This window comes from uncultured Merdimonas sp., from assembly GCF_963929015.1.
Taxonomy (GTDB): Bacteria; Bacillota; Clostridia; order Lachnospirales; family Lachnospiraceae; genus Merdimonas.
This window is the reverse complement of record NZ_CAWVHE010000011.1, coordinates 167,458-189,063: the sequence shown is the minus strand read 5'-3', so window position 1 is coordinate 189,063 and position 21,606 is coordinate 167,458. Positions and strand designations below refer to the sequence as shown.

General features: G+C 50.6%; 15 protein-coding genes and 5 pseudogenes. 4 read left to right on the top strand and 16 right to left on the bottom strand.

Features of this window, described 5'->3' with window-relative positions; translation table 11 throughout:
- The 10 genes and pseudogenes from ABGT54_RS06230 to ABGT54_RS06185 form a co-directional block, all read right to left on the bottom strand.
- A partial coding sequence (locus tag ABGT54_RS06230) for an STAS domain-containing protein (RefSeq protein WP_346663295.1) occupies positions 1-143 on the bottom strand: 143 nt, incomplete at its 3' end.
- A gap of 79 nt (positions 144-222) precedes the next feature.
- A complete protein-coding gene (locus ABGT54_RS06225) occupies positions 223-978 on the bottom strand; it encodes a tetratricopeptide repeat protein (RefSeq protein WP_346663290.1) in 756 nt (251 codons plus the stop codon).
- Positions 909-1,613 carry a tetratricopeptide repeat protein gene (locus tag ABGT54_RS06220; protein ID WP_346663289.1) on the bottom strand — a complete coding sequence of 235 codons (705 nt, stop codon included), beginning with the start codon at positions 1,611-1,613 and terminating at the stop codon, positions 909-911. The genes ABGT54_RS06225 and ABGT54_RS06220 overlap by 70 nt, the downstream gene beginning before the upstream one ends.
- Positions 1,614-1,642: 29 nt before the next feature.
- Positions 1,643-1,777: a hypothetical protein gene (locus tag ABGT54_RS06215; RefSeq protein ID WP_346663288.1), complete on the bottom strand. Its 135-nt coding sequence runs from the start codon at positions 1,775-1,777 to the stop codon at positions 1,643-1,645.
- A pseudogene (locus ABGT54_RS06210) lies at positions 1,764-3,140 on the bottom strand (folylpolyglutamate synthase/dihydrofolate synthase family protein). The gene ABGT54_RS06215 and the pseudogene ABGT54_RS06210 overlap by 14 nt, the downstream one beginning before the upstream one ends.
- Before the next feature lie 56 nt (positions 3,141-3,196).
- Positions 3,197-5,402 (bottom strand): annotated as a pseudogene (locus tag ABGT54_RS06205) (LTA synthase family protein).
- Positions 5,392-8,052: pseudogene (locus ABGT54_RS06200) on the bottom strand (valine--tRNA ligase). The pseudogenes ABGT54_RS06205 and ABGT54_RS06200 overlap by 11 nt, the downstream one beginning before the upstream one ends.
- A 176-nt stretch (positions 8,053-8,228) precedes the next feature.
- A complete protein-coding gene (locus tag ABGT54_RS06195) occupies positions 8,229-8,384 on the bottom strand; it encodes a hypothetical protein (protein WP_346663287.1) in 156 nt (51 codons plus the stop codon).
- Between the two features lie 361 nt (positions 8,385-8,745).
- Positions 8,746-9,692: pseudogene (locus ABGT54_RS06190) on the bottom strand (AEC family transporter).
- Between the two features lie 38 nt (positions 9,693-9,730).
- Positions 9,731-10,549, bottom strand: a complete 819-nt coding sequence (locus ABGT54_RS06185) for a protein-ADP-ribose hydrolase (protein WP_346663286.1) — start codon at positions 10,547-10,549, stop codon at positions 9,731-9,733.
- 214 nt (positions 10,550-10,763) lie between these two features.
- Between ABGT54_RS06185 and ABGT54_RS06180 the strand changes: the two genes are divergently transcribed.
- The 4 genes and pseudogenes from ABGT54_RS06180 to hydF all read left to right on the top strand — a co-directional run bounded on the left by ABGT54_RS06180 (position 10,764) and on the right by hydF (position 15,369).
- Entirely contained in the window at positions 10,764-11,231 is a 468-nt protein-coding gene (locus ABGT54_RS06180; protein WP_346663285.1) for an ATPase P, read from the top strand.
- 344 nt (positions 11,232-11,575) lie between these two features.
- Positions 11,576-12,554, top strand: a pseudogene (hydE, locus tag ABGT54_RS06175) ([FeFe] hydrogenase H-cluster radical SAM maturase HydE).
- 48 nt (positions 12,555-12,602) lie between these two features.
- Positions 12,603-14,024 (top strand): [FeFe] hydrogenase H-cluster radical SAM maturase HydG, encoded by a 1,422-nt coding sequence (gene hydG, locus ABGT54_RS06170; protein ID WP_204909089.1) that lies wholly within the window; start codon positions 12,603-12,605, stop codon positions 14,022-14,024.
- 103 nt (positions 14,025-14,127) lie between these two features.
- Positions 14,128-15,369 (top strand): [FeFe] hydrogenase H-cluster maturation GTPase HydF, encoded by a 1,242-nt coding sequence (gene hydF, locus ABGT54_RS06165; protein ID WP_346663284.1) that lies wholly within the window; start codon positions 14,128-14,130, stop codon positions 15,367-15,369.
- Positions 15,370-15,614: 245 nt separating this feature from the next.
- Here hydF and ABGT54_RS06160 read toward each other — a convergent pair whose 3' ends face one another.
- The 6 genes from ABGT54_RS06160 to ABGT54_RS06135 form a co-directional block, all read right to left on the bottom strand.
- Positions 15,615-15,935, bottom strand: a complete 321-nt coding sequence (locus ABGT54_RS06160; protein WP_346663283.1) for a rhodanese-like domain-containing protein — start codon at positions 15,933-15,935, stop codon at positions 15,615-15,617.
- Positions 15,936-16,098: 163 nt separating this feature from the next.
- Complete coding sequence (locus tag ABGT54_RS06155; RefSeq protein WP_346663282.1) at positions 16,099-16,818, bottom strand: NAD-dependent protein deacylase; 720 nt, start codon at positions 16,816-16,818, stop codon at positions 16,099-16,101.
- An 18-nt stretch (positions 16,819-16,836) separates the two neighbouring features.
- Positions 16,837-17,307 carry a winged helix DNA-binding protein gene (locus tag ABGT54_RS06150; RefSeq protein ID WP_346663281.1) on the bottom strand — a complete coding sequence of 157 codons (471 nt, stop codon included), beginning with the start codon at positions 17,305-17,307 and terminating at the stop codon, positions 16,837-16,839.
- Positions 17,308-17,415: 108 nt separating this feature from the next.
- A complete protein-coding gene (locus ABGT54_RS06145) occupies positions 17,416-18,468 on the bottom strand; it encodes a nitronate monooxygenase family protein (protein WP_346663280.1) in 1,053 nt (350 codons plus the stop codon).
- A gap of 10 nt (positions 18,469-18,478) precedes the next feature.
- Positions 18,479-20,251, bottom strand: a complete 1,773-nt coding sequence (locus ABGT54_RS06140; RefSeq protein WP_346663279.1) for an acetyl-CoA carboxylase carboxyltransferase subunit alpha — start codon at positions 20,249-20,251, stop codon at positions 18,479-18,481.
- A 13-nt stretch (positions 20,252-20,264) separates the two neighbouring features.
- Positions 20,265-21,599 carry an acetyl-CoA carboxylase biotin carboxylase subunit gene (locus tag ABGT54_RS06135; RefSeq protein WP_346663278.1) on the bottom strand — a complete coding sequence of 445 codons (1,335 nt, stop codon included), beginning with the start codon at positions 21,597-21,599 and terminating at the stop codon, positions 20,265-20,267.
- Between the last annotated feature and the right edge of the window lie 7 nt (positions 21,600-21,606).

The following is a 21,606-nucleotide window of genomic DNA, read 5'->3' as shown; positions in this document are numbered from 1 at the left end:
ACTAGATCGCGTGTTATCACATAGCGGATATGGTTCCGCTCGATCAGACGGTCCGATTCCCGGCGGATTTCCTCTGCATTGTGATGATCCAGTTCTCCTGGAAGAAAAATGGTCAGATAATTTTCCTGTACCTGGTATTTCATATATTTCCCCCTTTTCTATATGGATATAGCCCAAAAGAAAAAGGATGTGTAATTTTACACATCCTTTTCTTTCGTACTTTTATTCTTCTGTCCCGGCATCTGCCGTATCTGTGTCTTTTTCCTGATCATCTTCGTCTCCGGCGCCTCCGCCGTTTTGTTCGTCCAGGGCCTCCTGTGCGGTTGCCGCCGCATCGGTATCCGGGTAATCTTCAATGATCTTCTGATACAGCACATTGGCCTGATCCTGCTCGCCGCTTCCTTCGTAAGCCTGTGCCAGAAGCAATACCGCCGCCCCGTCGTTATAGCCTTCGTCCATCTTCATCACCTGCTCCAGGTTGGCGATGGCGGTTTCGTAATTGGCCACATCAAAGCTCTCCCCTGCAGCCGCGTAAAGGCTGGCGCACACCTGCGGATACAGCGCCTCTGTCATCTCGTCAAAGGTATCTCTCCCCACAGTTCCCAGTGAATCTGCGTTGACCTTCAACAGCTCTTCCACCATCGATTCGCTTCCCATATCTCCGGTATAAAAATGATCCCAGATATTCATCACAATCTCATAGCTTTCCTGGGTCGCTGACGCAGTTGCCTGTGCGTTTTCCGTCTCCTGACTGGTGGAGCGGTAAGATTCCAGCTCTGTCTGAAGGGCGCTGATCTGCGCCTTCTGTTCTGCGATCTGATCGCTGAATGCCACGATGTCTTCATTGGTGTCCTGCTGTCTGGACCTGGTGACCGCCGGCAGGATCAGAAACCACATCACCGCCACGCCTACCACCAGGCCGATGGCAATATTTGCAATGGTGTGAAGACCTGCGCTTTCTTTGTAGCCGGAGGACACCGCTGGATGATGGTCTCATTTCCGATGCTGTAAGTCACCGTCTGCTCTTCTTTCTTTTCCTTCTCCTTGATCTTCACCGTCCGGTTTTTGCGGATCTGGTTCAGCTCGTGCATATAGCGCAAGGTGATATCGTCGGTCTTGTCCAGCTTGTGCGCGGCCCGGATCGCCTGCCTTGCCTTCGGGAACTGCTCGGTGTGAAGATACAACAGCGCAAGCAGCTGATAGGCTTTTACAAAAGACGGATGAACGTCCAGCGCCTTTTTCAACTGGATGATAGCAAGGTCTTCCCCGTTCTGTCTGGCATAGCTTAGCGCCTGATTGTATCGCTTTACGGCCTGATTGACGGCTTCCAGCTCAGCAGTATTTTCCCTGGTCTTCTGGATAAAATAACTTGCGATATTTTCATGGGACTGAAAATTTTTACTTAAGATCCATTCCACCAGCGCCTCCGCCACGTCTCCGCGGCCATAATACACCAGCCCCAGAAGATTGCGGGCGGCAATGTTGGATCTGTTGTACTGAAGGCTCCGGCGCAGGGATACGATAGCGCCGGAAAGATCTCTGATATTTGCTTTTTTCAATCCGTCATTGTACCAGTAATTTGACTGATGAAGTAATTTTTCTGTATAATCCATATACTACCCTCTTTAATCTTCCTGGCTCCTTACTTTGTCTGCTCGATCATCTCTTTTAAAATGTCTGACATATCCGTCAGGTCTTCCTGATAAACTGCGTCTTCTATTTCTTCAATTTCCAGACTTGGCTGAAATTTTTTCAATTCTTCTTCAAAGTTCAACATCCAAACCGCCTCCTGACAGTAATTTTTTCACCATGCCCGCCAGATACAAAGATCCGATACAATACACATCGCCTTCTGTATCTTTTCTCTGCTTTTCTGCCTCCAGGAGCGCGTCTAAAAGCCGCGGCCGGCAGATCACCGACTGCCCTGTGGCATATTTCTGAAACAGACGGAATAATTCTTCCGCCCCCACCCCTCTGTCATCTTCAATCTGTGTCACAATGACTGCCGCCACATGCAGCGCTCCGGCCAGATATGCGATCATCTTCTCGTATTCTTTGTCCGACACCGCGGAAAAGACCAGCACGTCCTGCCGGATCTTCTCTCCTTTTAACATCCCAAGGCTTTCTGTGAACGCCTCCACAGCCCCCGGATTGTGAGCGCCATCCAGATAAAGATGGGGTCTGACCTCTTCCATCCTGCCGGGCCAGCACACCCGGGAAAGGGCCTCTGCCCAGACAAGCTGCCTCTTTTCTGACGCAGGCAAAGGAGCGAATCCCTGATCCGTTTCCTCCAGGCCGCCTCCAAACAGACATTCCGCCACCTCCAGGGCGATTTCCGCATTCATGGCCTGACAGACCTCGCAGATGGGGAATGTGGCAGATAACACCTTTATCATACGCACTCGTTCTTGAAAATGCAATATATTTCCGGTCAACTTCCCGGATTTTGAACGCACGATTCGAGATTTCTCTACAAGGAGCGCCCGTCTTACGCGCTTTTTCCCTGATCACTTCCGCAGCCGCCGGATTGCTTCCGTCAAACAGTACCGGCACGTTCTCTTTGATGATCCCCGCTTTTTCCCGCTGCGATCTTTTCTACTGTGTCTCCCAGGATAGCCGTGTGATCCAGGCTGATGGAAGTGATCACGCAAAGCGCCGGCTTCGGGATCGCGTTAGTGGCGTCAAGCCTCCCGCCAAGACCGGTCTCCAGGATGATATATTCTACATCCGACTCGCCAAAAGCCAGCATCCCAAGCCCGAATAAAAATTCAAAATAAGAAGGATGCCCAAGCCCTTCTGCTTCCATCTCTCCGGCTATTTTGTATACTTTCTGAAAAATCCGGAAAAACGTGTCGTCATCCACCGGCTTTCCGCAGATCTCAATCCTTTCATTTACAGAGACAAGATGAGGGGATGTAAAGAACCCCGTCTTTTTCCCCTCAGCTGTCAGAATTGCCTTGATATATGCACAGACCGAACCTTTGCCGTTTGTGCCGGCCACATGAATGATCTTCCGGTCCTGCGCCGGATCCCCCAGGCGCCGCAAAAACTCCCGGGTATGATCCAGCGAATGTTTTTTTTGTAAATTTCGGAATTTCTTCAATATAAGCTGCGGCCTGGGCGTATGTCCCCGATTCCAGGCGCCTTCTTTTGCATGTCTGCGGTTTCTGTCATCCTGCCTGTCCTCTTACTCTTCTTACTCTTCTTCCTCGTCTGCCTGCTCTGTCCAGGACCTGGTTTTATCGGTCGCCGTCCCTTCCTGGCAGGTCAGCGTTCCATCCTGATAAATGTAAATATCAGATTTCCGGAACGTAGTGTTGCTAGATCCCATCTGTCGCACCACAACCTCGTCTCCGTTTTCAAGCTCCACTCCGGAAAAATCAATCCGGGTATTATTCAGGAAGGAGCTCTTCATTTTTTCGCCATTGATATACACTTTACTGTTCTGGGTAAAGTTTTCTCCGTAAAGGCTGTATCCCTCGCCCAGATGAGGCACGATATTGGTAAGCGTCACATCCTGTACGCCCATCACCATATGCCCTTCTGTAACCGGCGGATTGCCATTGTATACATACTGGTCGCCATAGAGGATATCGTACTGCAAAAGCTCCAGATCCGAGAGATAGTTTCTGGTCTGGCGTCTCTGCTGGTGATAATTAAACACGGTACCGGAGTGAATATCCAGCCGTTCCAGCACATCCGCCATAATCTGGTAGGACGGGATGTTCCGGTCTTCTTTGGGAAGGCCGATGTTGTCCCAGATCACATAATTGGTGTTGTAAAGATAACGGCTCTTTAAGTCTTCTGCCTCCAGTCCCATGGTGGGCAGATGGTCGCCGTAGAATACCACCACAGTCGGCTCTCCCCGCTTCTCAATAGCCTGGATCAGATTTCCTGCAAACTGGTCCATCTCATAGACCTGGTTCACATAGTACTCCCATTTATTCTTCAGGCCTTCATCTTCGATGCCTTCCACAGTAATCTCCGGATTTTCAATCACTTTTTCTTCCGGATAATCTCCGTGTCCCTGCACACTGATGGTAAAGACAAAGTCTCTGCCTTCAGTGGTGTCCATGGCGTCAATGATGTGATTGGTCAGAATCGCGTCTGTAGACCAGCCGTTTGGCGTCTGCTGCAGAATATTCATAAATTCCTTACTGGTAAAGCTGTCAAATCCCATATTGTCAAATACCCTGGCCCCTGCTGTAGAAATTGCCGCCGTTGTTGTGGAGGGCATGAGTGCCGTATCCAAGAGCGCTGAGGGCCGAAGCCGCGCTCTCGCAGGGCTTCTCTTTGACATACGTTTTATACGGATATTCTCCCGGTCCAAAATACCGCAGATTCATGCCGGTCAGCACCTCAAACTCGGTGTTGGCTGTGCCGGCTCCTACGGACGGCACCTTAAAATACCCGGAAGAATAATTCTCAAACATGGATCTTAAGTTGGGGCAGGCGTCCCTGGAGGTAGTAAAAAACTCAGCCTCTGACACGTCAAAATAAGACTCCAGCTGTACAAACAGAATGTTCGGCAGCGCCTCGCTGGCCCGCCCGGTCTCGCACTTTGTCAGAGCCCCGTCCCCGGCAATGGCTTCCATGGTCTCCTTATTATAATCGTTTGGCTCATTGATGCCGGTGTTAAATACGCTGGCCATAAAGCAGTAGGGGAGTCCGTAGTCTTCATAGGCAAATGCAATATTTCCAAAGTAAGTGGATACCACCCGCTTATCTACTGCCTGATCAGAGATCACCCCATAGAGTGCCGCGCAGATGATCACGCCGATCAATGCGCGGATCCGGTGCATTTTGCCGGTATACTGGCCGCCCCGCTTCCACATGGAAATGACCCAGACCACAACGGACACGATGCCCACACCCAGGATCACCAGTTCAAAACCGTTGAAATAATTGTTGATCAGGGCCAGTCCGTCCGTGGCCACCTTCAGATCCTGGGCATTAAATGGCGTCACCCGCTTTAAGAGCATGTAGCCGTTGGCCACGCCAAGGATGAGCCAGAAGACACTGATGATGATCCGGACAAAAATCCTTCGCTTAAAGAAATATACGATGGAAAATGTGATAAAGATCATAAACGCGTTATACAAAAATACCAGCGGCGTTCCGATCATATATGCCCCGGCCTCGATCAGCGAATGCCTGGAAATGGCCTCGATCACAAAGTTGAGAATGCAGGCCAGCAGGGCGTGGAACACCAGGGAGAACCGGTTCATAAAAGCATAGACCGGCTGCATTTTCCTGGCGAACGCGCTGTTTCTTCGTTCTTCCAGGATGCGGGCCCTGCGTTCTTTCCGCCCTTTCCACCACGCTTCCACATCTTCCTTTTTCAGATTTTTTAACTTGGTAAGCCCGCCTTTCAGGTCGGGCTTTGGAATCTTAATTTTCACGTTTTCCCTTCAATCCTTCCAATCGCTCTTTTACCTGAGCCATCATCTGCTTATAGGTTTCCAGTTTGTCACGTTCTTCCTGTACCTTTGCTTCCGGCGCCTTGCTGACGAATTTTTCATTGTTCAGCATACCGGTCGCCCGGGCGATTTCTTTTGTCAGTCTTGCCTCTTCTTTTTCCAGCCGCTCGATCTCCTGATCAAAATCAATCAGTTCTTCCAGCGGAAGATAAACGATAGCGTCCGGAACCCACGATGGATACCGCGTCCTCCGGGATGCCTGCCTTATCCTTCTGAATGATCAGGTCATGAAGGGCAGCCATATTTTTTGCGGAATTTCTTAAAAATTCCAGGCCATCGCAAAGCTTCTGGTCTTCACACACAACAAATGCGGTGGCTTTCCGGCTGTTTGGCACGTTCATCTCCGCGCGTACATTGCGGATGCCCCGGATGATTTCCTTATAATGTTCCAGTGTTTCTTCTGCTTCCGGGAAATTCAGAGCTTCATCGTATTCCGGCCATCTGGAGATCATCAGAGATTCCTCTTCCGGAACCAGCTTGCTGTAGATCTCTTCGGATACAAACGGCATGTAGGGGTGAAGAAGCTTCAGTGCGTTCTTCAGCACCTCCCGCAGAGTCCACATGGCCGCGTCTGCACTCTCCTGATCCTCGTCCGCATGATAAATCCTGTATTTTGCGATCTCAATGTACCAGTCGCAGAATTCATCCCAGATAAAGTCATACACCTTGGACAGGGCAATACCAAGCTCGAACTTGTCCATATTTTCGGTCACTTCTTTGACCACGGTGTTGCACCGGGACAGGATCCAGCAGTCCTCCGGCTGTTTCCGGATATCCGCCGGCTCTGTGATCTCTTTGTCGCCCAGATTCATCAGGATGAAACGGGACGCATTCCATACTTTATTGGCAAAGTTCCGGCAGGCTTCCACTCTCTCATTGTAGAAACGCATGTCATTTCCCGGCGCATTTCCGGTTACCAGCGTCATCCGAAGCGCATCCGCACCATACTGGTCGATAATCTCCAGAGGATCAATACCATTTCCCAGAGATTTGCTCATCTTGCGTCCAGGGCATCCCTTACCAGGCCGTGGATAAATACGGTGTGGAAGGGGCTCTTTCGGGAGTGTTCATAGCCGGAGAATACCATACGGATGACCCAGAAGAAAATGATATCATAACCGGTCACAGCACGTCTGTGGGATAGAAGTAGTCCATTTCTTCTGTCTTGTCCGGCCAGCCCAGTACGGAAAACGGCCACAGTGCAGAGGAAAACCAGGTGTCCAGCGTATCCTCGTCCTGTGTGAAATGGGTGCAGCCGCATTTCGGACATTTCTCCGGTATGCCGCGGGATACTACAACCTCGCCGCACTCGTCGCAGTAATAAGCCGGGATCCGGTGTCCCCACCAGATCTGCCTGGAAATGCACCAGTCGCGGATATTTTCCAGCCAGTGCAGATAAATCTTGTCAAACGCTCCGGCACAAATTTCAGATCGCCATTTTTGATGGCTTCGATGGCCGGCTTTGCCAGCTCTTCCATCCGCACGAACCACTGCTGCTTCACCAGCGGCTCAACAGTGGTGTGGCAGCGGTCCGTGGGTTCCTACATTAGGGAATGAGGAACGACTTTTACCAGATAGCCTTCTTTTTCCAGATCAGCCACAATGGCTTTTCTCGCCTCATACCGCTCCATGCCGGCGTATTTCCCGCCATTTTCATTGATGGTGGCGTCGTCGTTCATGATATTGATCTCCGGCAGGTTATGGCGTTTACCCACCTCAAAGTCGTTGGGGTCATGAGCCGGCGTGATCTTTACAGCGCCGGTTCCAAATTCCTTGTCTACATAATCGTCCGCCACAATGGGAATCTCCCTGTTTACCAGCGGCAGGATCGCTGTTTTTCCTACAATGTCTTTGTATCTTTCATCCTCCGGATGTACAGCAATGGCGGTATCGCCAAGCATGGTCTCCGGACGGGTGGTCGCGATCTCCAGATAGTCGTCGGTTCCCACGATGGGGTATTTGATGTGCCAGAAATGTCCTTCCTGTTCCTCATGCTCCACTTCCGCATCAGAAAGGGAAGTCTTACATACCGGACACCAGTTGATGATCCTGGAACCTTTGTAAATGTAGCCTTTTTCATAAAGGCGGATGAATACTTCTTCCACCGCTTTGGAGCAGCCCTCGTCCAGAGTGAACCGCTCTCTGTCCCAGTCGCAGGAAACGCCCAGTTTCTTTAACTGGCTTTCAATGGTTCCTGCATATTCTTCTTTCCACTGCCAGGTTCTTTCCAGAAATTTTTCCCGGCCAAGTTCTCTTTTATCAATGCCCTCGTCTTTTAACTGATTGGTCACTTTTACTTCCGTGGAAATAGCCGCATGGTCGGTACCCGGCACCCACAGCGCATTGTAGCCCTGCATTCTTTTATAGCGGATCAGGATATCCTGCAGAGTATTGTCCAGGGCGTGGCCCATGTGCAGCTTGCCGGTAATATTCGGCGGCGGCATCACGGTAGGTAAACGGTTTTCTGCTCCGATCCACTTCTGCGTGAAAAATACTTTTTTTCGCACCATCTGTCATAGAGTTTTGATTCAATTGCTTTCGGGTCATAGGTTTTTTCCAGATTCTGACTCATTGTTCTCTCCTCGCATTCCTTCACACTTTTTTCACATTTCGGTAATAAAAGAACGCCCTTTATATTACATAAAGGGCGTTTTTACGCGGTACCACCTTTATTTATATAGAAGAAATCCTGCCGGCTCCTTCTATACCTCTCCTCTTATTCTTTAACGGGAACGACTCCGGGACTGCTTACTGCTGCCCTTGATCCGGCGGCTGCTGTTGCTGCCACTCCTGATCTGGCGACTGCTGCCGCTCCTGATCTGACGGCTGCTGCCGCTCCTGATCTGGCGACTGCTGCCGCTCCTGATCTGACGGCTGCTGCCACTTAAACTGGCGATTCGGCAATCCGGCTCCGAAGCTACCTTCTGCATCTTTGATCCTCAGGCGCTTCTCAGCCTCTGATTCCGGGCGCCCTCTCTGTCAGGAAAAGTCCATGCATACTCCTCTTCATCTATGCCTTTGCGTATAAACTAGTAAATATCATAGTCATCCGCCCCCGGTTTGTCAAGGATTTTGAAGAATTTTAGGAATTCTTAAGGAGTCAGCGCATGCGGCCAGTTCAGGCGCGTATAGCCTGTTCAGGCGTGTATAGCCTGTTCGAGCGCATATGGCCGATTCGAGCGCGTATGGCCAGTTCAAGCGCGTATGGCCGGTTCGAGCGCGTATGGCCAGTTCAAGCGCGTATGGCCGGTTCAGGTATGTATGACTAGATCAGGCCCCTGCTTCTTAGAAGAAAAAGCCAGCCTGTCAGGGTAAAGGCACTAAGGAGGGTAGTCAGCATCACCGCACTGGAGGTCAGCGTGCCCTCATGTCCCATATTTTTCGCCATCACATAGCAAGCTGACGGTCGTGGCAGATCCCAGCATGATCAAGATCGCCACCAGTTCTTCCTCCCGGAAGCCAAAGGCAATTGCGGCCGGCAGGAAAACCGCGCAAAATCCGACCAGTTTGATCACAGCCGCCGTAACCGCAGGCTTTCCGGTCTGTAGCGCCTTTGTCATATCAAAGGAAGCGCCCATAGCCATCAGTCCAAGCGGCCGTAGCCGTGCCCGCCACGTTTGCGATCACCTTCTCCGGGATCCCGGCCATAGGAAGCCTGAAGGCTGACCAGAGAAGCCCCGCTGCAATCCCTATGATAATAGGATTCGTCACGATCCCCAGCAGCGTTTTCTTCACCACCTGGCGATTCAGCCCCGTCTGCCCGGGCTTGAAAACCGAAAGCACCACCACGGCCATCATATTGTAAAGCGGCACACTGCCAATGATCATCAAAGGCCCCATCCCGGCAGAACCGTAAATATTCTGGATAAAGGCGATCCCCAGGATCGCCGCGCTGCTGCGATAAGACGCCTGGATAAACTCCCCGCGGATGCTCCGGTTTTTCCAGAGCAAGGAAATTCCCGCCGAGAGCAAGATCGAGATCAGGGTCACCACAAAGCAAAACGCCACAAACTTAAAATTCCAGCTCTCCTCAAAATCCACAGTCGCAAGATCCAGGAAAACCAGGAGCGGCAAGGGCACCTTAAAAACAAACTGGTTCATTTTCGAGGCAAACACATCGTCGATCCAGTTAAGCTTCCGCAGAACCAGGCCCAGAACCATCAGAAGAAACACCGGAACCGTTGCATTCAAACTAAAAATCAAATTATCCACAGGTTATCCACATCCCTTTCATTGGGGACGGGGGATTTCTAGAAATCCCCCGTCCCCAAAAACTTTTTTGTGTACAGCCGATAGTCTTCTTCTTTGAATACATTAAATATCACCTGTCTTATCCCCGATTTTTTCAGGTACTTATCCACATTTTCCACAGCAATTTTTGCCGCCAGTTTATTGGGGAAGTGAAATTCTCCGGTGGAGATACAGCAAAATGCAATGGATTCCAGATGATGTTTTTCTGCTAATTTAAGGCTGTTGATATAACAGTTTTTTAATTCTTCTTTCTGCTGCGGCAATACTATGGTGCCTACGACCGGACCTACCGTGTGGATCACATATTTTGCAGGAAGATTATACCCTTCTGTGATCTTTGCTCTGCCGACGGGTTCTTCGTGACCCTGCGCGGCCATGAGCCGGGCGCATTCGTTTCGCAACTGGATTCCTGCGGCGGAATGGATTGCGTTATCGATACAACCGTGGCAGGGAACGAAGCACCCGAGAAGCTGACTGTTGGCCGCATTGACAATGGCATCGCACTTTAATCTTGTAATGTCGCCTTTCCACAAATAGATCCTTTCCGGGTTACGCAGTTCATTTTCCGGAAATTCTTCTGCCACAGAAGAAAGATTTCGCACATCTACAATCCCTTTTTCTTCTGCCTCTTCTGTCAGAAGGCTGTCTTGAACTGCATAGTATTCGCCGGACGCTTCTCCCGGCCTTCGCACATTCATCAGGCTTCGCAGTAGTTTTCTTTTTTCTGTGAAATTGACCGGATCCGGGATTGCAGCGTAACCTGCATTTTCTGCTTTCAGATACTGAAACAGCCAGTCTGTTTTTTCTTCTCTTGTCATACTTATTCCTTTCTCTTTTTTAGTTATATTCTTTTTAGTTATGTTCTTTTTTAGTTATGTTCTTTTTTATTATATTTTTTGATTTTCAAATTTGTTGAGCATTTTTCTTCGGCGCATTCCTGTCACTCTTTTTTAAATCTCTGCTGTCCTTTATCATAGCACAAATTTTGTGAATATGTTAAAGTATAAGAAAAAACGTGAATATGAGGTAATTATGACAATTGATATTCCCGGTTACAGGACTCTTCATTTAAAAAATCTATTATTAGATTATAACGGTACCATCGCGGTGGACGGCTCCATTCCCCAGGATGTCAGACACCGGCTCTGTCAGCTGAGCGAATATTTCGACATTTATGTGCTGACCGCCGACACCCACGGCACTGCCGCACAGATGTGTGCCGGACTGCCTTTGACGATCCGCACTTTCCCGAAGGGCTCCGCTCTTGATGCCAAGCATCAGATCTTAATGGAGCTTGGTCCGGATTCCTGCGCTGCCATCGGAAACGGGAGAAATGATATGAAAATGTGCCTTGATGCGGCTGTGTCCATTGCTGTCATCGGCCCCGAGGGCGCTTACGGAAAGCTGGCCGCCCAGTCGGACATCTGTGTTTCTTCTATAGTAGACGGCCTGGATCTTCTGCTGAAACCCAGGCGACTGATCGCGTCCCTGCGGGGGTAACGGCTTGTGAAAACATTATCTTTGGTTGTGGATTCCGGTTCGCTGTGCTATAATTTTCTAACAATATAAAAATCACGAAACGTACTAACCACAAAGGATTGCACCTGCGTGAGAAGGCGCGAGGATCTTACTTTTTGTATAGGGAAACAGGGAGATCATCTCTTCTCCTGTTGCCAAACCTGGTGCGCTCATGCACCAGGTTTTTTTGTTCCTCATTAAACTTCATTGTGGCATCATGCCGCAGAAACATTTTGATTTCAGACAGGAGAAACATTTTGCAGGATCTGACATTACTGATCAACAAACTCTATCAGGAACATCATCTGGAAAAAGAAGAATGGATTATGCTGATCCGCGGGCAGACGCCGGAATTATCCCGGTACCTGTTCTCTCTTGCCAGAGAAGTGCGCCACCGCTACTATGGGCACCAGGTATGGATCCGCGGACTCATTGAATTTACAAACTACTGCAGAAATGACTGCTATTACTGCGGTATCCGCGCCGGCAATCGTCAGGCAAAACGCTACCGTCTGACACAGGAGCAGATTCTTTCCTGCTGCCGGGCCGGATATCAGCTGGGCTTTCGCACCTTTGTCCTCCAGGGCGGAGAGGATCTTTGGTTTACCGATGAAAAAATCTGTCAGATCGTGCGTTCTATCAAAGAAGAATTTCCTGACTGCGCCGTGACCCTTTCCATCGGCGAACGCTCCAGGGAAAGTTATCAGGCGTTTTTTGACGCCGGGGCGGACCGCTATCTTCTGCGCCACGAAACCTTCAACGCGGAACATTATTCCACACTGCACCCGAAGAACCTTACGGCCGCCCACAGGCAGGAATGCCTCTTTACCTTGAAAGACATCGGCTACCAGGTGGGTGCCGGATTTATGGTGGGTTCCCCCGGGCAGACGCCGGAATATCTGGCGGAAGACATGCTGTTTCTGGAGCGATTGAAGCCACATATGGTGGGAATCGGACCTTTTATCCCCCACCACGCCACTCCATTTGTAGACCAGTCAGCAGGAACGCTGGAGGAAACTTTATTTTTTCTGGGACTGATCCGTCTCCTGCTGCCAAAAGTGCTCCTGCCTGCCACCACGGCTCTGGGAACCATCGCCCCGGACGGCAGAGAACAGGGAATTCTAGCCGGCGCAAATGTAATCATGCCCAACCTTTCCCCGCCGGACGTGCGGGGAAAGCTACGCCCTCTACGACAACAAGCTCTGTACCGGCGCAGAAGCCGCCGAAGCCAGAAAAGAGCTGGAAGAACGGATGGCCGCCATTGGATATCAGGTCGTTACAACACGCGGAGACTCCCTGATGTAACGCATATGGATATATTTTCAAAATTATTTTAAAAGGAGGAACTTTCAAATGTATGATGTAAATTCCAGACACGCCGATGATTTTATCGATCATCAGGAAATTCTTGACACCCTGGCTTATGCCGATGAAAACAAAAACAATCTGAAGCTGATCGAATCTCTGATCGAAAAGGCAAAACTTCGCAAAGGCCTTTCCCACCGGGAGGCTTCCGTGCTCCTGGCCTGTGAGAATGAGGAGATGAACGAAAAAATCTACCGCCTGGCCGAGCAGATCAAAAAAGATTTCTATGGAAACCGGATCGTTTTATTTGCACCGCTGTACCTTTCCAACTACTGTATCAACGGCTGCACCTATTGTCCCTATCATTTAAAAAATAAACATATCGCCCGTAAAAAGCTGACCCAGGAGGAGATCCGCAAAGAAGTCATCGCCCTTCAGGATATGGGGCACAAACGGCTGGCGCTGGAGGCAGGCGAGGATCCGGTCCACAACACCATGGAATACTATCTGGACTGCATCAACACCATTTACAGTATCAAACATAAAAACGGCGCAATCCGCCGGGTAAATATCAATATCGCCGCCACCACAGTGGACGATTACCGGTTACTCAAAGAGGCCGGCATCGGCACCTACATTTTGTTCCAGGAAACCTACCATAAAGAAAGCTACCTGGAACTGCATCCAACCGGCCCGAAGCACAATTACGATTACCACACCGAAGCCATGGACCGGGCCATGGAAGGCGGCATTGATGACGTAGGACTTGGCGTATTGTTCGGCCTGGATAAATACCGCTACGAATTCGCAGGCCTTCTGATGCACGCCGAACATCTGGAAGCCGCTTTCGGCGTCGGCCCTCACACCATTAGCGTGCCAAGACTCCGGGATGCTGACGACATCGACGCAAGTTCCTTCAAAAACGGCATCGACGACGATACCTTCGCCAAGATCATTGCCTGCATCCGCATCGCTGTGCCCTACACCGGCATGATCATCTCCACCAGAGAAAATCAGGCCGTCCGGGAACGCGCACTGCACCTGGGCATCTCCCAGATCAGCGGAGGCTCCCGCACCAGCGTGGGCGGCTACTGCGAACCCGAACCCGAAGACGAACGCTCCGAACAGTTTGACGTCATAGACACCCGCACCCTGGACGAAGTCGTGCACTGGCTTATGGAAATGGATTATATCCCCAGCTTCTGCACCGCCTGTTACCGAGAAGGCCGCACCGGCGACCGCTTCATGTCCCTTTGCAAGAGCGGACAGATCCAGAACTGCTGCCACCCCAACGCACTCATGACGCTGGAAGAATACCTGATGGATTATGCTTCCCCAGCAACCAAGGCGCTGGGAGACAAACTGATCGACAAAGAAGTCCTAAATGTACCCAATGAAAAAGTACGGGCAAAGGTTGTGGAAAACCTGCGGCTCATCCGGGAAAATAACCGGAGAGACTTCCGCTTCTAATTCATTGGGGACGGGGGATTTCTGGAAATCCCCCGTCCCCAATGAAAGCCACCACACATTTATCCACACTTTCCACTTTTTATCCACAAGGAGGTTTATCCACATGAGTTTGAATAATGTGCCTTCCGCAGAGCGTGTCCATATCGGGATCTTTGGGAAGAGAAATGCAGGAAAATCCAGTGTGATCAATGCTCTGACCGGACAGAATCTTGCCATTGTTTCGGATGTGAAGGGTACTACTACGGATCCGGTTCTAAAGGCCATGGAACTGCTTCCTCTCGGGCCGGTGGTTATGATCGATACGCCGGGGCTGGATGATGAAGGGGATCTGGGAGATCTGCGTGTTCAGAAAGCCTACCAGGTTTTAAACAAGACAGACATTGCCTTGCTGGTAGTCGACGGCACGGTGGGAATGACTGCGGAAGATCTGGAAATCCTGGATCGCATCCGGGCGAAAAAAATCCCTTATCTGATTGTATTCAATAAGGCCGATCTGGCATGTACCGCCAGCCTGTCTCCTTCACCGGGAATAGGGAGTCCATCTGCAGCGGATATTATCTGGGTCAGCGCCTCCTCCAAATATCATATCCAGGAATTAAAAGAGCGGATTGCCACGCTGCTTCCGGATGAAGATTCCGGCAAAACAATTGTGGGAGACCTGATCCGGCCGGCAGATTTTGTTGTGCTGGTCATCCCCATCGATAAAGCAGCGCCAAAGGGCCGTCTGATCCTTCCCCAGCAGCAGACTATTCGAGACATCCTGGATCACAACGCCATTTCCATTGTCGTCAAAGAGACCGATCTGAAGAACACACTGAAAACTCTTGGGAAAAAACCGGCGCTTGTGATTACCGACAGCCAGGTGTTCGACAAAGCAGCGGCCGATACACCTTCCGGCATCCCATTGACCTCATTTTCCATCTTATTTGCCAGATACAAGGGCAACCTGAAAACCCTGGTCGATGGCGCCAGAATGCTAAGTCATCTGCAAAACGGAGACAAAATATTAATTTCCGAAGGCTGCACTCACCACCGGCAATGCGATGACATCGGTACGGTAAAACTTCCACGGCTGATCCGGAACTATACCGGAAAAGAACTGGAATTTGAATTCACCAGCGGAACAGAATTTCCATTTTCATTAGAAAAATATCGCTTGATCGTACACTGCGGCGGATGCATGTTAAATGAGCGGGAAATGAAATACCGGATCCGCTGTGCTGAAGACGCCGGAATCCCCATCACCAACTACGGAACCGCCATCGCCTGCATGAAAGGAATCCTGGAACGCAGTATTCAGATTTTTACAAAAAATGTTGACACAGAAAAAATGCCATCGAACTAAAAAAGAGTGTCCCAAAACTTTAAATTCTTCCCTTCATATTTCAAAATCTACAGTTTTGGGACACCCTCTTTTTTGACTATTCTATTAACTTTTTTATTTGTTCTTTTTTATCTATGTCACTTAAACCATAGTGCTTCAATCATGCCGCTTCAGCTATGCCGCTTCAGTCATGCTGCTTCAGTCATGCTGCTTCAGTCATGCTGCTTCAGTCATGCTGCTTATCAATGCTGCTTATCAATGCATCTTCACTTCACCAAATCTGTCTTCTGACCGAGCAACCCTCCCATATCCGTCACATCCGTATACCCCATATGTTTCATCAGCGCTGTCGATCTCTTACTTCTGGCTCCGCTTAAGCAATACACATAAACCGGGCTCGTCTTATCCGGGATCAATGACTCAACTTTCTTCAGCTCATGCAATGGCAGGTTGAAACTCCCCTCAATATGCCCTTCCCTATATTCTTCCGGAGTCCGTACATCCAGAAAAATACTGCCCTCCCGGCCTCTTGCTTCATTGATATATTCCTGCAATGATTTCTCCTGCATATTTGAAAAAAAACTCATATCTCTAGAATCCTCCTGTATTTCACATTTTATAGGCAGATATTAACAAAAATCCCCCCATTTTTCTGTGATAAAGTCACATAGGGTACAGGGTAAATTCCATTTAGGTACAGGGCAAATTGCAAATGGGGACGTAGACCTTTTGCAAAGGTCTACGTCCCCATTACACTGCCGCCATGATCTCTCCGATCGGACCGGCAATCGTAAGCTCCGCGCCCACTTCTCTTGCTGTGGCGCTTTTATTGATCACTACCAGATGTCTCCCCCGGAAATAATCGATAAATCCTGCCGCCGGGTATACGACCAGCGACGTGCCGCCGATGATGAGTGTGTCGGCATTTGCGATGGCATGTACGCTCTGCTGGATCACGTCGGGATCCAGTCCTTCTTCGTACAGGACCACGTCCGGCTTGATCACGCCGCCGCACTCGCAGTGCGGAATCCCCGGAGTGTCCTTTACATACCGGGCGTCGTAGAATTTGCCACAATTCTGGCAATAATTGCGGTGGATGCTTCCATGAAGCTCCAGTACGGTTTTACTGCCTGCGGCCTGGTGAAGGCCGTCGATATTCTGGGTAATGACTGCGGTCAGCCTGCCTTCCTGCTCCCACTGAGCCAGCTTGATATGCGCCGCATTGGGCTTTGCATCCAGCGCCATCATTTTATCTTTGTAAAATTCAAAAAAGATTTCCGGATGGCGGACAAAAAATGTATGACTGATGATCTGCTCCGGCGGATAGCTGTATTTCTGTCGGTACAGTCCGTCTTCACTCCGGAAATCCGGGATGCCGCTTTCTGTGGAAACTCCGGCTCCCCCGAAAAAAACAATGTTTTTACTGTCTGCGACAATTTCTCTTAATCTGCGGATCTCCTGTTCATACATAAGCATCCCTCCTGCTTCTTAAGCGTTCTTTTCCTGTGCAAACTCTTTCTGGCTGTACCCGGTAAAGAATTCGTCCAGTGCATCCAGCGTCTTCAGAAGTACCGGCAGCTCTTTTTCGTCCAGCTTGTCCAGGATGGCCTGCGTCATCTGGCGATGGTAATCCTCGTGATGCCGGTATGCCCTCACGCCCTTCGCCGTCAGTCTTACGAACACCACCCTCCTATCCTCTTCGCTTCTGTGACGCTCCACATACTTTTTATTGACCAGACTATTCATGGCAGTAGTCAGTGAACCCATGGTAATATTCAGTTTTTTCGCAATGGCAGACATATTTCCGCCATTTCCCAGGCCGATTGCCTCAATCACATGCATGTCGTTGTTGGTAAGGTCTTTAAATTCTTCGGTAATGATCGCCTTTTCCTCCAACTCCCAAATTTCATTGATCAGGCTTACCAGGGTATGATTGATCACTTCATACGCATCTTTCATATTCGATTGCCTCTTTCGTCTTTGTCTCTATTATACGCTTTTCCGCATCACAGAATCAATAGCTTCTTTTCGCCCTTCTGACAGGAAATCTGTCGCCTCTTTTCGCCTTTACAGCAGGGAATCTATGACTTCTTTTACGGTTTCGATCCGGTCCGCCTTCCAGGCGTCGGCCCCGCAGAACAGCAGCGCCTCGTCAATCTCGCCTTTGGCCGCATGGATCAGCGCATCGGTAATGCAATAGGGAATGGCCGACGGGTCGCATTTGTGGAGACAGCCGTGGCAGGGACTGTGTGGGATCTGCTCCCCTGCTTCCACCCGCCGGATAAATGCGTTGCGGATCGCCCTTCCCGGCATGCCTACCGGGCTTTTGACAATCACAATATCGCTTTCTTTCGCATTTACATAGGCTTCCTTGTAGCGGATGTCTGCATCGCACTCTTTGGTCGTTACAAATCTGGTGGCTACCTGTATGGCATCCGCCCCCAGAGAAAATGCGTGATCTGCCGCCGCCCTGTCGGAGATGCCGCCTGCAAGCGCCGTAGGAATATGCTGAGCGTACCGGTCTTCATACCCTTTCACCACCGCCAGGATCTTCGTTACTTCCTCGTCATATGTTTTCTGAAATTCTTCGATCTCGCCCAGATGAAATCCCAGATGCCCGCCGGCTTTCGGCCCTTCAATGACCAGAAGATCCGGGATCCGGTGATATTTTTTATCCCAGTATTTTAAAATGACCTGGGCCGATTTTTCTGTGGACACGATCGGCGCAAGTTTTACCCCGGATTCTCCCGCGATCCTGGGAAGATCGGTGGGAAGGCCCGCCCCGGAAATGATCAGGTCCGCTCCTGCGTCAATGGCCGCGCGCACATACTCTTCGTACCCGCGCATTGCCACCATAATATTGAACCCGATCACGCCCTCCGGCGCAAGGCTTCTTGCCTTGTCATACTCCGTCTTCACAGCCCGTAAATTTGCTTCTCTGGGATTCCGGTCAAAATCAGGCTCCCGAAATCCAATCTGGGCGGCAGAGATGATCCCTATGCCGCCCTCTTTTGCAACAGCCCCGGCCAGTCCGCCAAGGCTGATGCCTACCCCCATTCCTCCCTGTATCACAGGAAGTTTTGCTTCTATCTTTCCCATCCGCAATGGTTTTCTATTCATCACACATCTCCTACATCTGACGGAATCTCTGATATCTGTGCTCTACAAGCGCAGCCTGATCCATCGATCCGTACTGTTCCAGAAATTCCCGGATCTTCCCGTCCATCTGTACGGCCACCTCTTTTAGATTCTGCACCGTATAGTGGGACGGCTCCTGGAATACATATTCTACGATCCCCAGTTCAAACAGATCGCCTGCCGTCAGTTTCATCACATCTGCCGCTTCTTTTGCCTTGCTGCTGTCCTTCCACAGGATGCTGGCAAAGCCTTCCGGCGAAAGGATGGAATAAATGGAATTCTCCAGCATCCACACTTCGTCGGCTACAGCCATGGCAAGTGCGCCGCCACTTCCGCCTTCTCCGATGACAACACTCAGCACCGGAACCTTCAGTCCGGACAGCTCATAGAGATTTCTGGCGATGGCCTCGCCCTGCCCTCTCTCTTCTGCCTCCAGTCCGCAGAACGCGCCCGGCGTATCGACAAAGCAGATTACCGGCCGGCCGAATTTTTCCGCCTGCTTCATCAGGCGGAGAGCCTTGCGGTATCCGTCCGGAGACGGCATCCCGAAATTATGCTCAATATTTTCTTTGGTATTGGTTCCCTTTTCCTGGGCGATCACGGTAACCGGCATGCCATGAAAATACGCGATGCCTCCCACGATAGCCTTGTCATCCTTGTAATAACGATCCCCGTGAAATTCTATGAAATCCGTAAATAAAGCACGGATATAATCTGTGCCCACCGGGCGGTCCTTCATACGGGAAATCTGCACCCGGTCCCAGGCGTCTGCCACATGGTTGTGAAGGTGAAGCGGAGTCTGACCCCTTCCTGCGTCTCCGGCATCCACAGCAGATCTTGCTGCCGCCGCATCTGTCCCGACCGTTTCCGCTTCTTCCCCTTCCTCTTCTTCGGAAATCCCCGCGCCGTTCCCGTGCATCCGCAGGATCTCTCCCAGCGTTTCCCGAAGCTTTGGACGCTCCACGATCGCATCTACAAATCCGTGCTCCACCAGGAATTCTGCCCTCTGGAATCCTTTGGGAAGTTTCTGTCCGATGGTCTGCTCAATGACTCTTGGACCCGCAAAGCCAATCAGCGCGCCGGGCTCTGCCAGGATAATATCTCCCAGCATGGCAAAACTTGCGGTCACTCCTCCTGTCGTGGGGTCAGTCAGCACCGTTACATAGAGAAGCCCTGCATCGCTGTGGCGTTTTAAGGCCGCGCTGGTTTTTGCCATCTGCATCAGAGAGACGATTCCCTCCTGCATCCTGGCTCCGCCGGAACAGGTAAATAAGATGACCGGCAGCTTTTCTTCGGTGGCCCGCTCTACGGCTCTGGTGATCTTTTCACCCACGACATGACCCATACTGGACATCATGAACCGTCCGTCGCAGACGCCGATCACCGTTTCCTGCCCCTGGATCTTCACCTTGCCAGTCACCACCGCTTCCTTCAGGCCGGTCTTTTCCCTAAGTCCTGCCAGCTTCTCTTCATACCCCTTGTAATGCAGCGGGTTAACAGAAGCCAGATCCTGATCCCATTCCTCAAAGGTTCCTTCATCTCCCACCATCTCGATCCGGCGGTAGGCATGAACCCGGAAATATCCGCCGCACTTGGGGCAGATATAATATCCGTTTTTCACATCTTCCGCAATAATGGCTCCGCCGCATTTGTTACATTTGCGAAGCAGGCCTTCCGGCACTTCCGGCCGGTTGTGGCCAAGGGCAATGTAAGCTTTTCTGGCGGAAGATAATCTGGTCTTTTTAAATACATTGTCTAATTTCATAGAACTTCACCTTCTACAATCTTTCGATAAACTCAATATCGATATTTCCAGAGCGATAATCCGGGTGGTTCAGGATCTCGTACTGGTAATCTACGTTGGTATCAATGCCTTCGATAATAACCTCTCCAAGGGCGCTCTGCATCTTGCGGATGGCCTCTTTTCTGTTTTTGGCCCAGACGATCAGCTTCGCCACCATGGAATCATAATACGGAGGAATGGTATAGCCGCTGTAGATCGCGGAATCGATCCGGATCCCCTTTCCTCCAGGCAGGTACATGTCCGTAATAGTTCCCGGAGACGGGCGGAAGCCTTTCTCCGGATTCTCCGCATTGATCCGGCACTCAATGGCGTGGCCGGTAAGCCGCACCTCGTCCTGGGTGTAGGAAAGCGCCTCCCCGGAAGCGATCCGGATCTGCTCTTTTACCAGATCAATCCCGGTCACCCATTCGGTCACCGGATGCTCTACCTGGATCCGGGTATTCATTTCCATAAAATAAAAGTTTCCATTTTTCTCCAGAAGAAATTCGATGGTGCCCGCATTTTCATAGTGCGCGGCCTTCGCCGCCCTGACGGCAGCCTCTCCCATTTTCTGTCTTAAGCTCTCGTCAAGAGCCGGCGACGGAGATTCTTCGATCATCTTCTGGTGATTCCTCTGTACAGAGCAGTCCCTCTCTCCCAGATGGATCACATTTCCATATTTATCCGCCAGGATCTGAAATTCAATGTGCCGCGGATGCTGTACGAAATGCTCGATATACATGGTGCCGTCGCCAAATGCCATCTGGCTCTCCTTCTGGGCGGTCTGGAAGCTTTTCTCAAACTCCTCCGCTGTCTGCGCCACACGCATACCTTTGCCGCCGCCGCCAAGAGCCGCCTTGATAATCACCGGATAGCCGATCTCTTTCGCGGTTTTCTTTCCAGTCTCCACATCATAAATGGCGTCTTTGCTGCCAGGGATCACCGGCACACCCGCCGCCACCATGGTATTTCTGGCTTCCTGCTTATTCCCAAGACTTGCGATCACTTTCGAATCCGGACCAATAAACGTAATATTGCACTGCTCACAGAGCTCCGCAAATTTACTGTTCTCAGACAAAAAACCAAAGCCCGGATGGATCGCGTCCGCGCCGCTGATGATCGTGGCGCTCAAAATGCGGTCCATACTTAAGTAACTCTCCTGCGAAGGCGCCGGACCGATGCAGATCGCCTCATCCGCAAGTTTCGTGTGCAACGCCTCTTTATCCGCCTCCGAATAAACAGCAACCGTTTCAATTCCCATTTCCCGGCACGCCCGGATAATCCGGACCGCGATCTCGCCGCGGTTTGCGATCAATACTTTCTTAATCATATAACGA

What these genes read in the sequence shown, in the direction of transcription:
- ABGT54_RS06180 (WP_346663285.1), top strand. Translation starts at nt 10,764, where the DNA reads ATGACAATTGATATTCCCGGTTACAGGACTCTTCATTTAAAAAATCTA.
- ABGT54_RS06145 (WP_346663280.1), bottom strand. Translation starts at nt 18,468, where the DNA reads ATGAATAGAAAACCATTGCGGATGGGAAAGATAGAAGCAAAACTTCCT.
- ABGT54_RS06150 (WP_346663281.1), bottom strand. Translation starts at nt 17,307, where the DNA reads ATGAAAGATGCGTATGAAGTGATCAATCATACCCTGGTAAGCCTGATC.
- ABGT54_RS06220 (WP_346663289.1), bottom strand. Translation starts at nt 1,613, where the DNA reads ATGGATTATACAGAAAAATTACTTCATCAGTCAAATTACTGGTACAAT.
- ABGT54_RS06185 (WP_346663286.1), bottom strand. Translation starts at nt 10,549, where the DNA reads ATGACAAGAGAAGAAAAAACAGACTGGCTGTTTCAGTATCTGAAAGCA.
- ABGT54_RS06135 (WP_346663278.1), bottom strand. Translation starts at nt 21,599, where the DNA reads ATGATTAAGAAAGTATTGATCGCAAACCGCGGCGAGATCGCGGTCCGG.
- ABGT54_RS06155 (WP_346663282.1), bottom strand. Translation starts at nt 16,818, where the DNA reads ATGTATGAACAGGAGATCCGCAGATTAAGAGAAATTGTCGCAGACAGT.
- ABGT54_RS06140 (WP_346663279.1), bottom strand. Translation starts at nt 20,251, where the DNA reads ATGAAATTAGACAATGTATTTAAAAAGACCAGATTATCTTCCGCCAGA.
- ABGT54_RS06215 (WP_346663288.1), bottom strand. Translation starts at nt 1,777, where the DNA reads ATGTTGAACTTTGAAGAAGAATTGAAAAAATTTCAGCCAAGTCTGGAA.
- ABGT54_RS06160 (WP_346663283.1), bottom strand. Translation starts at nt 15,935, where the DNA reads ATGAGTTTTTTTTCAAATATGCAGGAGAAATCATTGCAGGAATATATC.
- hydF (WP_346663284.1), top strand. Translation starts at nt 14,128, where the DNA reads ATGAGTTTGAATAATGTGCCTTCCGCAGAGCGTGTCCATATCGGGATC.
- hydG (WP_204909089.1), top strand. Translation starts at nt 12,603, where the DNA reads ATGTATGATGTAAATTCCAGACACGCCGATGATTTTATCGATCATCAG.